This is a genomic window from Steroidobacter cummioxidans, assembly GCF_003104955.1.
Window position 1 is genome coordinate 130125 of the sequence record NZ_LSRW01000009.1, and the last position, 13735, is coordinate 143859.

The 13735-nt window shown below is 62.4% G+C and carries 14 protein-coding genes; 6 read left to right on the forward strand and 8 right to left on the reverse strand.

What is annotated here, in order from left to right; translation table 11 throughout:
* Positions 1 to 175: 175 nt before the first annotated feature.
* From cysK to D0550_RS34600, 3 genes are all read right to left on the reverse strand, one after another.
* Positions 176 to 1123, reverse strand: a complete 948-nt coding sequence (gene cysK / locus D0550_RS06600) for a cysteine synthase A (protein ID WP_116808315.1) — start codon at positions 1121 to 1123, stop codon at positions 176 to 178.
* Between the two features lie 191 nt (positions 1124 to 1314).
* On the reverse strand, positions 1315 to 2412 hold the full coding sequence (gene phaC / locus D0550_RS06605; RefSeq protein WP_116808316.1) for a class III poly(R)-hydroxyalkanoic acid synthase subunit PhaC: 1098 nt from the start codon (positions 2410 to 2412) through the stop codon (positions 1315 to 1317).
* Positions 2409 to 3233: a poly(R)-hydroxyalkanoic acid synthase subunit PhaE gene (locus tag D0550_RS34600; protein WP_161965672.1), complete on the reverse strand. Its 825-nt coding sequence runs from the start codon at positions 3231 to 3233 to the stop codon at positions 2409 to 2411. The genes phaC and D0550_RS34600 overlap by 4 nt, the downstream gene beginning before the upstream one ends.
* Before the next feature lie 183 nt (positions 3234 to 3416).
* Here D0550_RS34600 and phaR point away from each other — a divergent pair, with 183 nt between their 5' ends.
* Together phaR and D0550_RS06615 are read left to right on the forward strand one after the other, a co-directional pair.
* Complete coding sequence (gene phaR / locus D0550_RS34605) at positions 3417 to 3956, forward strand: polyhydroxyalkanoate synthesis repressor PhaR (protein WP_153067072.1); 540 nt, start codon at positions 3417 to 3419, stop codon at positions 3954 to 3956.
* 18 nt (positions 3957 to 3974) lie between these two features.
* Positions 3975 to 5438 carry a glycogen synthase gene (locus D0550_RS06615; protein ID WP_116808318.1) on the forward strand — a complete coding sequence of 488 codons (1464 nt, stop codon included), beginning with the start codon at positions 3975 to 3977 and terminating at the stop codon, positions 5436 to 5438.
* Here the strand turns inward: D0550_RS06615 and D0550_RS06620 are convergent, their stop codons facing one another.
* Both D0550_RS06620 and glgC read right to left on the reverse strand, forming a co-directional pair.
* Positions 5439 to 5909: an LEA/WHy family protein gene (locus tag D0550_RS06620; RefSeq protein WP_116808319.1), complete on the reverse strand. Its 471-nt coding sequence runs from the start codon at positions 5907 to 5909 to the stop codon at positions 5439 to 5441.
* Positions 5910 to 5996: 87 nt separating this feature from the next.
* Complete coding sequence (gene glgC, locus D0550_RS06625; protein ID WP_116808375.1) at positions 5997 to 7316, reverse strand: glucose-1-phosphate adenylyltransferase; 1320 nt, start codon at positions 7314 to 7316, stop codon at positions 5997 to 5999.
* A 126-nt stretch (positions 7317 to 7442) separates the two neighbouring features.
* Here glgC and D0550_RS06630 point away from each other — a divergent pair, with 126 nt between their 5' ends.
* Genes D0550_RS06630 through D0550_RS06645 form a run of 4 tightly spaced genes read left to right on the forward strand, consistent with a single transcriptional unit; the run spans position 7443 to position 10137 of the window.
* Positions 7443 to 8261: a hypothetical protein gene (locus D0550_RS06630; protein WP_206606132.1), complete on the forward strand. Its 819-nt coding sequence runs from the start codon at positions 7443 to 7445 to the stop codon at positions 8259 to 8261.
* Entirely contained in the window at positions 8258 to 8797 is a 540-nt protein-coding gene (locus tag D0550_RS06635; RefSeq protein ID WP_116808321.1) for a DUF192 domain-containing protein, read from the forward strand. The genes D0550_RS06630 and D0550_RS06635 overlap by 4 nt, the downstream gene beginning before the upstream one ends.
* A 6-nt stretch (positions 8798 to 8803) precedes the next feature.
* Positions 8804 to 9448 (forward strand): aspartyl/asparaginyl beta-hydroxylase domain-containing protein, encoded by a 645-nt coding sequence (locus tag D0550_RS06640; protein ID WP_116808322.1) that lies wholly within the window; start codon positions 8804 to 8806, stop codon positions 9446 to 9448.
* Positions 9445 to 10137 (forward strand): hypothetical protein, encoded by a 693-nt coding sequence (locus tag D0550_RS06645; protein WP_116808323.1) that lies wholly within the window; start codon positions 9445 to 9447, stop codon positions 10135 to 10137. The genes D0550_RS06640 and D0550_RS06645 overlap by 4 nt, the downstream gene beginning before the upstream one ends.
* Positions 10138 to 10180: 43 nt before the next feature.
* On the opposite strand, the gene D0550_RS35170 is transcribed toward D0550_RS06645, so the two are convergent.
* From D0550_RS35170 to D0550_RS06660, 3 genes are read right to left on the reverse strand one after another with little or no spacing between them, the layout of a single operon-like run.
* On the reverse strand, positions 10181 to 10594 hold the full coding sequence (locus D0550_RS35170; RefSeq protein ID WP_116808324.1) for a hypothetical protein: 414 nt from the start codon (positions 10592 to 10594) through the stop codon (positions 10181 to 10183).
* A gap of 18 nt (positions 10595 to 10612) precedes the next feature.
* Complete coding sequence (locus tag D0550_RS06655) at positions 10613 to 12442, reverse strand: sulfotransferase (RefSeq protein ID WP_116808325.1); 1830 nt, start codon at positions 12440 to 12442, stop codon at positions 10613 to 10615.
* A 2-nt stretch (positions 12443 to 12444) separates the two neighbouring features.
* Positions 12445 to 13716, reverse strand: coding sequence for an aspartyl/asparaginyl beta-hydroxylase domain-containing protein (locus tag D0550_RS06660; protein ID WP_116808326.1), 1272 nt, complete (start codon positions 13714 to 13716; stop codon positions 12445 to 12447).
* Positions 13717 to 13735 lie beyond the last annotated feature (19 nt).

A 13735-nucleotide genomic window follows, 5' to 3' on the forward strand; every position in this document is an offset into this window, starting at 1 on the left:
GCCGGGAGAGCGAACCATTCTCCCAGTTGCGGTGCGGATTGTCTCCGCAACGATCATGCGAAAATTCGTACGACTATTTGCAAACGTTGCAAAGAATCGCAAATCGGCGCGCAGGCGCCCACGAATCAGAAATCTGAACCGCGGGGCGCGCGCTGGCTGACAGAAACGTAATGTTTTAAATGGTCGGTTCAGCGTCCGACGCGTCCGGGATTCCCTCAAACAGCGGCGTCGACAGATAGCGTTCTGCGGTATCCGGCAGCATCGCCAGAATGACCGAGCCTTGCGGTGCCTTGTGCGCGACTTTCAACGCAGCCGCGACCGTGCCGCCGGCGGAAATACCACAGAAGATGCCTTCCTTCGACGCGAGCTGACGTGACGTCTGAATGGCCTCGTCATCGGTCACCGTCAGAATCTCATCGGCCACCGAGCGATTGAGCACGCCTGGCACGAAATCCGGGGTCCAGCCCTGAATCTTGTGCGGCTTGAACTCGGCACCCGCGAGCAGCGACGCCGAAGCCGGCTCGGCTGCGATGACGCGCACATCGGGGCGCGCCTTCTTGATCATTTCGCCGGCGCCGGTGAGCGTGCCGCCCGTGCCCCAGCCCGTGACCCAGAAATCGAGCCTGCGACCGGCGAAGTCGCTGAGGATTTCGGGGCCGGTGGTGTTGCGGTGATATTCCGGATTGGCCTGATTCTCGAACTGGCGCGCCAGGAACCAGCCATGCTTTTCCGACAGCTCTTTGGCTTTGCGCACCATGCCCGAGCCACGCTCGGCGGCCGGCGTGAGAATGACCTTCGCACCGAGCAGACGCATGATCTTGCGACGCTCCACCGAGAACGTTTCGGCCATGACCGCAACGAATGGATAACCCTTGGCCGCGCACACCATCGCCAGTGCAATCCCGGTGTTGCCCGAAGTGGCTTCAACGACGGTTTGGCCCGGCTTGAGCGTGCCGCGCCGCTCCGCATCCTCGATGATGGCGATGGCCAGACGATCCTTGACCGACGCCATCGGATTGAAGAACTCGCACTTGGCGTACAGCGTGACGTGCGCTGGCGCGAGCCGGTTGATTTTGACGATGGGGGTGCGGCCGATGGTGCCGAGAATGTTGTCGTAGATCATGGTGAGGAACTACTTGGTTTTGGGGAGGATCGGCAGATTGCGCGCGGTGTGAAACGGCGTCAACAACTGCTGTTTGATTGACGCCGGATCGGGGCTCCTGCCCCGCCCGGCGTGCGTCCGACAAAAGGCGCGACTTTTGTCAGTCGCTCGCCACCTGCAGTGGCGGGTACATCCATGTACCTGGGGCGGCACTATCTTTCGTCATCTCGTTCGCGTAACCAGCCGGCAATTCTGTCCGGAATCTGTCGCTGTGCCGTGCCGCTCACATAGATACCGATGTGGCCGCCCTGAAACTCGTGCGTGCTGTAGTCGCTGCTGCCGGTGAGCTCGCCCAGCGGCTTGCTGCTCGACGGCGGCACCAGATGATCCTGCATGGCATAGATGTTCAGCAGCGGCATGGTGATCTGTTTCAGATCCACCGGGCGGCCGCCCACCTGCAGCGTGCCGTTCTTCAGCCGATTCTGTTGCACGAACAGTGTCAGAAACTGGCGGAACATCTCGCCGGCCTGATCGGGGCTGTCGAAGATCCACTTTTCCATGCGCAAAAAGTTCTCCAGCGCCGCACCGCTGGTGTTGGGATCGTTGAGCTGATGCAACAGATCGACGTACTTTTGACTGTTCAGACGGAACGGCATCAGGCTCACGAACAACGCATTGAGCGCATCGCCCGAAACGTTGCCGCTGGCCGCGACCAGCGCATCCACATCCACATGTTTTGCCCACTTGGTCAGCAGGTTCTCCGGCGTGTGAAAATCCACCGGCGTCACCATCGTAATGAGATTGCGCAGCCGCTGCGGATGCAGCGCCGCGTAACACAGACTCATCGAGCCGCCCTGACAAACGCCGAGCAGATTGATCCGATCCTGCCCACTCGCCCGGCGCACGAAGTCCACACAGTGCGGCAGGTAACGCAACACATAGTCTTCCAGCGCGAGATACCGATCGGCGCCGTCGGGATAACCCCAGTCGATCAGATAAACATCGACGCCCCGCTGCAACAGACCGCGAATCAAGGAACGATCGGCCTGCAAATCCATCATGTACGGGCGATTGACCAGCGCGTAGCTGATCAGCAGCGGCGCGCGCACTCGATTCTCGGGCGCCACAACTTCCGACGGCCGATAGCGATACAACGTAACTTTGTCTTCAGTGAAGACCGCGTCTTTGGCGGAGCTGCCAATGGTGACATCGCCGGCATTCGCGAGCGCCGCGAGGCCCTGCGACATGCGGCGCATGAAATCGTTGGTGACAGCCGCAAGCGCGGCCGACCCCGGAGTGAATTCGCTCATGATCGTTCCTCGCCACGCGCGGCGGCCAACTGCGCTTCCAGCGTGGCGATACGCTCCCGCAACTCGCGCATCTGCTTATGCACCGTGTTCAATTCGGAGCGCGTCGGCAGATCGAATTGTTTCAGCGCGCGCTCCAACACGGCCTGTTGGCGCACCTTCAAGCGGATGGCGGCATTGCCGAGTTGCGCTTGCAGCTTGCAGTACGACTCGCTGTGCGCCAGCTGGGCGAACACTTTTTCTCCGCACTCCACCCACAGGTTATACAGCTCTCGATAATCCTCGATGCCCGGCGCGGCGCCCCCTTGATTCTGGCGACGCTCGCGAATTGCCACTTCCAGCATGGCCAGCGCATCGGTCTGAACCTTGGCCCACACCGTGCGCAGCTCTTGTTCCAGGTGTTGATATTCGGACTGCGCGGCCAGCAGCTCGCGCCACGCTTCGGTCTGCTCGCGGGCCAGCCCCACGGCCGGCAATCGCGAGATCAGGTCGGCAAATTGACGAGTCGCGCCCTCACCCGCCGAAGCGGCGCCCGCCCAGGTGCCTTGCCAGGCATTGAGCATCTCTTCGCCGAACTTCAGCGGGGTCTCGCCAGCGGCGGCGCCGCCTGCGCTTCGTTGCGCGAACTGCTGCCAACCCTGCATGTAAGCCTGCCCTGCTTCCAGCCAACGCATGCCGAGATCACGGTACTGATCCGAGACGCCAGCGCCGCCCGCCGCGCTTGCTGCGTCCGCGCCTGGCATGCCGGCACGACGCAATTGCTCGCGCTGCTGCTGGATCCAGGCCTGGATCCAGTCGGATCCGTCGTTTTTCGACTCGGTCATTGCCGCTTCCCGTCGCTCATCGCCAGGCATTATCAATGGTCTACCGGTCCCGCGCATCTGGCGTGGTGCAAGCGTGTTGCACCGCCAAATGGGCATCGCTACAGTAGCCCGCCCCCAGCGCCGTGGCGCGGGTCGCATTGTGTCCAACATGCCGGAGCGCGCCAAAAGCCTGTCGAGCTGAGCATGAGCGAAGAACGACTGATCAAAAAATATGCGAACCGTCGCTTGTACGACGCTGCGCAGAGTCGCCATATCACGATCGACGACATCCGCAACATGGTGATCGCCGGCACGCGCGTGAAGGTGATCGAGGACAAGACCAACGAGGACATCACGCGCCTCGTGCTGCTGCAGGTGATTGCCGATCAGGAACAATTCGGCCGCCCCATCCTTTCGACCTCATTGCTCGAATCGATGATCCGCTTCTATGGCAACTCCATGCAGGGCTACTTCAGCAGCTACCTCGAAAAGAGCGTCGAGACCTTCATCCGCCAGCAGGAAGTCATGCAGGCGCAGCTGAATCGGACCATGAGCCCGAACAATGGCGCGCCCAATCCGCTCGCCGAGCTGGCTCGACAGAACCTCGAGCTGTGGGCCAAGATGCAGGAGACGCTGCTGGCGACGTTCGCGCCGCCCCGCGACCCAGGCCGCGACACTCCAACCAACAACACCAAGAGCAAGAAGGGCGACCAGGCTCCCGAGAGCGACGCCGACGAGTCCTGACGCTCCGCCCGCGCACGCATGCCGCTGAAGATCTGTTTCGTCGCTTCGGAAATCACCCCGCTGGCCAAGACCGGTGGGCTTGCCGATGTGGCCGGCGTCTTGCCGCGTCATCTGCATGCGCTGGGTCACGATGTACGGGTGTTCATGCCGTTGTACTCGAGCATGAGCCACGGCGCCTTGCGAGACGCGCCACCGATGGCCGCAGCGCGCGACGTGTCGTTGGCGCTGGGCGCGCATCGTTATTCGTTCACGATTCTCGAATCGCGGCTGCCGAACTCCTCGGTGTCTTTGTATTTAGTGCACTGTCCGGAAGTTTACGATCGGCCCTCGATCTACACGTCGGACGTCGATGAGCATCTGCGCTTCCTGGTGCTGCAACGAGCCACGCTCGATGCCTGCCAGCGCATGCAGTTCGCGCCGGACATCCTGCACTGTAATGACTGGCACACGGCGCTCATGCCGATGATGCTCAAAAGTCTGTACGCCTGGGACAGCCTGTTCGCGGCCACGCGCTCGGTGCTGTCGATTCATAACATCGGCTATCAGGGCGTGTTCCCGGCGAGCACGACTTACGACCTCGGCGGTGACGTGAGTTATCTGTTGTCGCCCGAGACGTTGGCGGGAGGCGCATTCAATTGGCTGCGCGAAGGCGTGCGCCACGCGCATCGGGTCACGACGGTCAGCCCGACTTACGCCAAGGAAATTTGCACGCCGATCGGCGGCCACGGCCTCGATGGAGTGCTGCGCTCACGCGCCGATGGCGTCGTCGGTATTTTGAATGGCGTCGACTACAGCGACTGGAATCCCGCCACCGACCGCTATCTGAAACACCACTATTCGCCGGAGAATCTGTCGGGCAAGCGCTTCACCAAGCGCTCGCTGCTGGACTGGCTGAATCTGTCGGTGAGCGACAGCGCGCCGCTGATCGGCGTGGTCTCGCGCATGACGGTGCAGAAGGGCTTCGACTTGTTGTTCGACTCGCTGCCCCAGATTCTCGAGACGCGCGATATGAGCCTGGTCGCGCTCGGCAGCGGCGAGGCGCATTACGAGAACTTCTTCGTCCACCTGCAACAGCGCTTCCCGGACCGCGTCGTGTTCCATCGCGGCTACAACGAAGAGCTGTCACATCTGATCGAAGCGGCCAGCGACATGTTTCTGATGCCGTCGCAGTACGAGCCGTGCGGGCTGAATCAGATGTATAGCCTGAAGTACGGCACGGCCCCCATCGTCCGGCGTACCGGCGGCCTGGCGGACTCGGTACAGATGTGGGATCCGGCGACGCGCCAGGGCACCGGCATCGTGTTCAACGATTTCGATGTGCCGGCGGTGCAGTGGGCCATCCACACCGCGCTCGACTTCTTCAAGGATCAGGACGGCTGGACCCAGCTCATGCGCAACGGCATGGCCCAGGATTTCTCCTGGGATCGGCAGACCGGCGAGTACGTGCAGCTGTATCGCGACCTCACCGGGAAGTGGGACTAGTTACCTGACGACCGCGAGATTGACGCTGCCGGATTCCGAGAACGGAATCTTCTTCAGGAACCGAATGTCGGTGAGCAGCTTGCCCTCGATCGTGTAGTTCACCTGAGTGCGGCCATTGAGCCGCGACAGCAATCGGCCGACGCCACTGACGAAGTTGGTCCGCACCGTCACGTCGAAATCGGTCTCGCCATTGGCCGGCACCACGAACGGCCTGTTCAACATGCCTTCAGCAAAGCCGTCGCCTTCCAGGAACAGCTTGTAGTCCAGGCCCGTGATCGGCAGCTCGCGATTGTTGGGGTTTTCGACGTTCATGCGCACCAGGAACTGCTGATTGAAAACGTCCGCGGACGTCATCGCGACACTGACCAGCGCCAGCCGCGGCGCCTGCATCTCGGGGCGCAGGGCACTGCAGCCATTGATGCCGATGACCAGCGAGAGAATCAGCAGGCAACGGGCGAGAAGCTTGTTCATCTGTTCCCCCAAGAGCGACTTGGGGGCGGAGGATAGCAGAGGGCCGCGCCCGGATTATGTGACGCAGACCCTCGCCGCAATCCCTGCCTACGGCTGCTGCAGCCGAGCCAGCATGTCCCGCGTCACCAGCGCGACGCCTTGTTCGCTCATATAAAAGCGGCGCGCATCCTCTTCGCGATTGACGCCGATTTGAGTGCCGGGGGGCACGACGCCACCGGTATCGACGATGGCACGCTTGATGGTGCTGCCGGCGCCGACGGCCACGTCCGGGAAGATCACCGACCGCTCGATATAACTGCGCTCATTCACGCGCACATTCGAGAACAGCAGCGATTGATTCACCGTCGCGCCGGAGATGATGCAGCCGCCGGACACCATGGAGTTGATCGCCATGCCGCGCCGTCCGTCCTCATCGAGCACGAACTTCGCAGGTGGGTACTGGCGCTGGTAGGTCCAGATCGGCCATTGCTCGTCGTAGATGTTCAGCTCCGGATTGACGTGCACCAGCTCCATGTTGGCGTCATAGAACGCATCCACCGTGCCGACATCGCGCCAGTAGTGCTGCACGCGCGTTTCATTGTCCGTGAACGGATAGGCGAACACCTTCAGCGAATTCAGCGCGCCGGGAATGATGTTCTTGCCGAAGTCGTGCGAGGTGCCCGGTCGCTTGGCCTGCTCCTCGAGCAATCGATACAGCAGGCTGGCCTTGAATACATAGATGCCCATCGACCCGAGCGCCACGTGCTCGCGCCCCGGGATGCCTTCGGGCTCCTTGGGCTTCTCGGAGAACTTGGTGATCCGATAGTCCGGATCGACGCTCATGACGCCGAACGCCGTGGCCTGCTCTCGCGGCACCTCGACCACGCCAACCGTGATATCCGCGCGCTTTGCCACGTGCGACGCAAGCATCACGCCGTAGTCCATCTTGTAGATGTGATCGCCCGCCAGCACCAGGATGTGCTTGGGATTGTGCAGCTTGATGATCTGCAGGTTCTGGTACAGCGAATCGGCCGTACCGCGGTACCAGAAATCGCCCATCTGCTGTTGCGCCGGGATGATCTCGACGAACTCGCCGAACTCACCGCGCAGATAGCCCCAGCCGCGCTGGATGTGCTGAATCAGCGAATGCGACTTGTATTGGGTCATCACCTGAATGCGGCGGATGCCCGAGTTCACGCAGTTCGACAGCACGAAATCGATGATGCGGAACTTGCCGCCAAACGGCGTGGCCGGCTTGCAGCGAAAATCGGTGAGATGCTTCAGGCGCTCGCCGCGGCCGCCGGCCATGATCACCGCCAGCGTATTGCGGGTGATCCGGCTGACGTAGCGACGCGTCCTGGCCTGCGTCTCGGCGCGTCGTTGACCCAGGCCTTCCTTCGATCGAGCGGGCTCTGCTCTATCGTCCATATCACGAAATCTCGCTTCGCGTCGGGCAGTCCCGTTGGCACGGAGACCAGCCGTTGGGTTGGCCGACTTCAGTGTCGGCGACGACCGCAGCCGCTTGCCTCGCGGGCGCGGCTTCGGCATTGTGGGTTGCTCGCCATCCTCTTCCTCGAAGGACCCAGGACGGTGCGGCTCCGGCGCCACAGTTTGCCGGAACCCCGCATCCACAGTAAGCATACTGGCATGCTGCAACGGTTCTATAACGACGTCGTCCTCGCGCTCGGACATTACTGCGGCTCCTCGCACCTTGCGGGCTGGCGTCGCTGCCTGCCCGCAGTAACGATCATCTCAGGATTAACGTTGGGACTATCCTGCAAGGTCCATGCACAGTCGCCGGCGGAAGTCACTGACAACGCTAACAATGGGCCGGTGGCAGCCACCTGCCTGCCGGACGGGCGTGGCTATCTCAAGGCCAGGCTGTCGGGCGCGGTACAGGCAGAACTCGTTTGGGGCAACGAAGGCACCGAGTGCACCGGCGCCGTGCGACCCGACGGTGGTATCCGAGTACGGTTTAGTCACAAAGACGGCGCCGACGGCGGCCGTCTGGTGTTGTTGTTCGGCGTTGCCGGATTGCGCGAAGGCCAGTCGGCCCGGACGCTGCCAGTCAACGTGACTGTCATACGAGAGGGCCTGGGCGAGTTTTACAGTACCCAGGGTGATAACAAATGCACGCTCGATGAGGTACGGCAGGAGCCGCTGGTCGGTATTCCCCATCGGTCCCGTTCGTACCGCATCACCGCACGCGGCTTTTGTACACACCCCGCCCGGGCGGTGCGGGGCGAGGGTGTCATCCTGCTGTCACGCTTCGACTATGTAGGCCGGGTCGACTTCGACAGCGAGGATCAGGACGACGATGAAACACTTGCAGGCGCAGCGATGACGGCACAAAGCCGGACGGTACAGCAATGACCACAACGTTCACCCTGTCTGCCTGGCGGCGGCTCGCCCCGGCGTTTGCGATCTGCATGCTCCTGGGCGGCGAGGCCCATGGCACCGAGGCGCCCGGCGGCCAGTCGGCACCCCAAGTCACGGTCGGCGACCTGGATCGAGTCTTCGAACGCTCGACCATTCAGATCGCAACCCCGGACGCGCGCCTGCATCGCTTCAACAGCTGGCTCGCGGACGACGATCAGCGCCGGGCGCGTGGCCTCATGTTCATCCGGCAGCTGCGGCCCGACGACTCCATGCTGTTCATTTATCCGCAGCCCCAGTCGGTGGCCATGTGGATGAAGAACACCTACGTCCCGCTGGATATGCTGTTCGTCGCCGCCGACGGCAAGGTCATCAAGGTCGTCCAGAACACCGAGCCGCTGTCGCTGAAGACCATCGAATCCGGCGGTATCGTGCTGGGCGTGGTCGAGTTGCCCGCCGGCACGGCGGCGCGCCTGAAAATCACGCCCGGCGCCCAGGTCATTCACGCCGCGCTCACAGCGGCCCAGCCTTAACGAACGATGCTCGACCTTCCCGGCCATCCCATCATCGACAAGACCGCGCTGGTGGGCGGCTGTCTGCGTCTGCCTGTGCGGCTCGATGCGCAGCGGCTCGCAGCTGAGGTCGCGGCCTTACCGACGACGTTGTGGGGCTCGACCGGCGGACGCGTCGGCGTCCATCGCAACGCCGAGGCTTTGTTTCTTCGGGGGTATGCACCAGCGCAAGGAGCACTGCCGATCGAGGATCGTGAGCCGCTCGCCTTGCTGCCGTATGCGCGCGAGATCATCGAACAACTGATCCCGGCCCCACCGCAACGATGTTTGCTAGCTCGCATGCCAGGCGGGGTATCCATCGATCCGCACATCGATCGTGCGCCGTATTTCGCCAAGACGCTGCGGCTGCATTTCCCGATCGAATCGCATGAGCTCGTCTATATGATCGCGGGCGAGTTCACCTACCGCATGCAGCCCGGTGAGATCTGGGTGTTGAACAACAGCTCACCGCACGCAGTATGGAATGCGGACCCGAATCGATCGCGCACCCACATGATTTGTGACTTCCTGCCGACGCCCGCGCTGTTGGCACTCATGGCGTCGGGTGAGCGCAATCTCGGCCGGCACAACGACGCGGTCGATCAACATTTCGCCACGCACGCCGCGGGATGATCGTCACCCCTCGCTGCGTCTTCCTGCACCTGCATAAGTCCGGCGGTACATTTGTAAACGCCGGTCTCCTGCAGCACGTCGCTGGCGCCAGGCATATCGGTTATCACCTGCCCCGCTGCATGCTTCCCGCGCAGTTCACGGCATTGCCGTTGCTGGGACTGGTGAGAAATCCCTGGAGCTACTACGTCTCGTGGTACAGCTTTCAGCGCTCGCGGCCACGGCCGAATGCGTTGTTTCAAACACTGAGCGAGGGTGGCACGCTGGATTTCGCCGGGACCATTCGGAACATGCTGAATCTGGACCGCGACCCGACACTGTTGGATCGGGCGCTCGCCGCCCTGCCCGCGGCCTACATCAATCAAGGACTGAATCTGCCGAGCTTTGCGCTGGCGCCGATTCGCGGCAGCGGCCTCGGGTTCTATTCGTTTCTGTATCGATACTTGTACGGGCCGGACGTCGCAGCCGTAAAGCTGGCGCGCATGGAGCACTTGCGCGATGAAGTGCCGCCACTATTGGAATCGGCAGGTGAGCCTGTGACAGCCGCGCTGCGCGACTACATGAACACCGCGCCGGCGCTGAATACTTCGGAGCATGCGCCGCATCGCCAGCTTTACGATGCCGAACTGGCGCAACTGGTGGCCGAGCGCGATCGCTTCGTCATCGAGCGTCACGGCTACTCGTTCGAGTAGCCGCGACTCATTCCATCATTGTTTGGCCATCATTGTTTGGCCATCATTGTTTGGTCATGCGCGGCCGACGTTCCAGCGCCTTGAGCTGCAGCTCGTTGTCTGCCCGCAGCTGCTCCCATTCGCGCGCGGTCATGCATGAAGTCTTGTGACGCAGACGGGAGCCGGTTTGCGGGTCCCGGCGACACAGCAGAATCTGACCGTTCTCGTTCTTGATCTGATAGCCGGCCTTCTGCATGGCCATGATCTTGTCGGCGTCGATCTCGCCTTCCAGCGGATTTGCTTTGGCGTCGGTCGCCGCGGCGACCGGTGTCTCACTCACCGGCTTGGCGCCCGCAGGCGGCGGCGCCGGGGTTGCGGATTGCGGCGCCGCGGGCTGGGCCGGGGCGACCTGCTGTGCAAACACCTGACCCGTCGTGGCAACCGCGACGGCCAGCAACCAGACCTGACGAAGCATCATGACCGACTCTCCTTGAGCCTACTCCGAACGCAATGCTCGCAACCTATCCCACGTGGCCTGAACGGCCGGTAACACCGGCGCAATCTGCGCTTCGTTCGCGCGCCACTTGTCCGCCGAAGGCGCGGTCAATGTGTAACGGGACGGCGGCAGAGGCACAGATAAACGTTGCGCCAGCGCTGAATCTACCGGCAAACGCAGAAACTCGCATAGCTTACCGATAGTGCCGGCCGGATCGCGAAGCAAGTCATCATATTGCACGACCGCCCAGCGTTCATGGCCCAATAGTTGTAGATCGTCGAGGATCCGGGCATTGGTCTGTTGCCATTGCCACGCAGCTATCTCGGCGAGTGGGCGGCCGTTCATGCTGCGCCAGCCCGGGGGTAACAGCATCGACCAGGGGCCGTCGAAGCCTTCCAGCTTCGGATACGTACGCCACTGGCCGGAACGCCAGGCTTCCATGATGCTGCTGATGTTTTCTCGCGGATCGCGCCAGAGGAACACGAAACGCGCATCGGGAAAAATGCGATTGAAGAATGGAATCCGCAATGCATTCTTCGGCGTTTTCTCCAGGAAGCGGCGCTCACCGGGCTGCTGCAAAACCTGGCCGGCATGATCCTGTAGCCGCGACAGAATCTCCTCACGGATGTCCTCAGCAATGGCGTCCGTAGCATGTTCCGCGGTCAGACGATTCGAGTCGATGCCCGGCGTCCCCGGCCGTAGCCCCTCGATGCCCTCCACCAACCAGTGCGCCTCGCCGCCGACCGTGCATAGTTGTGAGCTCGCAGCCAATGTTTCAAACAACAGCGTGCTACCGGAACGCGGTGCCGCCATGATGAAAATGGGCGCTTCGATCTTCGGCTTGCGCACACGCAACGGCTGAATCGGCGCCGACGCGCTCACTGACTCCTGGGGCAACGAAAGCATTGCGCGTAGCACTCGCCCCTCGAGCACTTGGTGAGCCGCCACGCGATTCGTGCGCATCATCAACCCTTCCGCCAACTCGCGCGACGTGTTCCGCATGCCGTCGCGAAGACGAGTGAACTCCGGCCAACCTTCCGGCTCGTCGCCATACAACGCGTACAGCTGCCGCCAGTCTTTGCAGAATGCTTCCAACATGCCGTGGTATCGGACCAGACGTGCGCGACCGTCCGGACCATTGTCCTGAGCCACCAGCTCGGCGCGCAGATCGAGAATCAAGAAGTCCACTTCGCCCGGCGTCATTACCGCCGCAAGCTTCGCGCGCTCCAGGAGCGGCGCCATCTGACGATCCGGAATGTAGGGGACCTGCTGTATCTGCGCGGCGGGATTGTCACTTTGCGCCACCAGTTGCCAGAAGTTGGCGCTGCCCGAAGTATCGGCGACCAGATGGATGCGCTCATCGGGCGTGAAGTTCTCGACTCGATGCGAGCGCCAGTTATCGAACACCCACGCCTCGCCCGCCGCCATGTGCACGACTTGGTCGGCGCAATAGAAGCGCACTTCAGGGCGCGTCACGATGGGAATGTGCAGACGTACGCGCGTGAACCAGTGATAGTTGATGTCGGCGTGCTCGGGCACGATTGCACCGGGCGCGAGTCGCAACAAGCGTGAGCGACTCCACACGACACCCAAGCTCGCCAGAATCTGGCGAATGTATGGCGACTGCTGAAGGTGCGCCGTCGCCTGCATGCGGCCGTTGACCTCGTCGTTCTCACCGCCGTCGACGCTGATCAAGCGGGCCGCGCTATTGCCCTTGAGATCGTTGGGATGGCGCACCCATGCCTCAGCAGGCAGCGCCGCCGCTTCAGCACGCAACCGTTCCACATCGAAACGCAACGGCAAACGAAAAAACGGTCTGGGCAGACGCACGATTACGCCGCCTCCGCCGCGGTCCGGAAATCGCCCATCGCCGGCACGAGCTGCTCGATGGCAGCGCGCTCTGCTGCAGTGAGATGCGGATTCCAGATATCGAAGATCAACACGACGCGCGTGCGGTCACTGCGATTCCAGGCTTCGTGCTCATAAGTATCGTCAAAAATCACGGCACGACCTTCGCGCCATTCATGCACTTCGCCGCCGACATTCAAAGCACAGTCGGACGGCACGAGCAGCGGCAGATGCCCGACCAAGCGCGTGTTCGTCACGCCTCGATGCGGCAACAAATGCGTGCCCGCCGTGAACACCGAGAACAACACCTCCGGCCCGTGAGCGCGCACATGAGACAACGGCAGGATTTCGAGCATGCTTGCAGTCACCGGGCACGCCGCACAGTTGTCGGCGCGACGCTCGCCATGCCGGTAAAAGTAATAACCGTTCCAGCTCGGCGGGGTCTGCAACCCTCGCAGGTTCTGTTGCTCGATGGCTTCGGTCGTGAACACCCGCTCTCGCCCGGCAGCGCTCGGCAGCAGCCGCAACAACTCCTGACGAATCGCGTCGGTCTGCGCTTCGAGCTGTTCGATCCAGGGAAACAGTGCTCGATCCAGATAGGCGGCGGGCGGCAGGCCTGGGACATAGAAGAACGTCGGTTGCTGACGCGGGTCCGGGAACACCGGGGCTTCTTCCCTGAAATAGATGCGCAGGGCCTGCTCGATGCGTTCGAGCGAATCCGCGCCGAATCTTTGCCGCAACGGCTCGAGCAGCTTTGCGAAAGTCTCTTTGCGAGTCGCTCTCACCATGCGCACGGCGTGCTCCACCATCGGTCGCAACGCCGGCGCCGTGGTATCGGGACTGGTCCAGCGGCCTTGCGCCTGCGCGTCGTTGCTGGCGCGAAAATACTGGATGGCCGCCTGCTCGTTCTGGCCGGCGCGTTCCAGCGCAATCGCATAGTGCAAGCGGACGATGAACATGCCCGGCGCCAGCTTGATCGCGGCACCGTGAGCGGCAATCGCTCCCTCCACATTGTCGGACGCGTCGTGCACCCGCCCGAGGTAATGCCAGCTCAAAGCATGGTTGGGATGAGACTCGATGGCCGATTCCAGCAACTGCTGCGCGCGTGGCAGTTGCCCCCGGCGCAGAGCGATCAAGCCCAGGACATTGAGCGACTCCACATCGCCCGGCCGCAGCTGCAATGACTGGCGCGCCAGCCGCTCCGCTTCATCGAGCCGACCTTGCTGTAACAGGGTTTGGACGTCTGGTGAATTCATTCCGCGCTACTATAGCTGT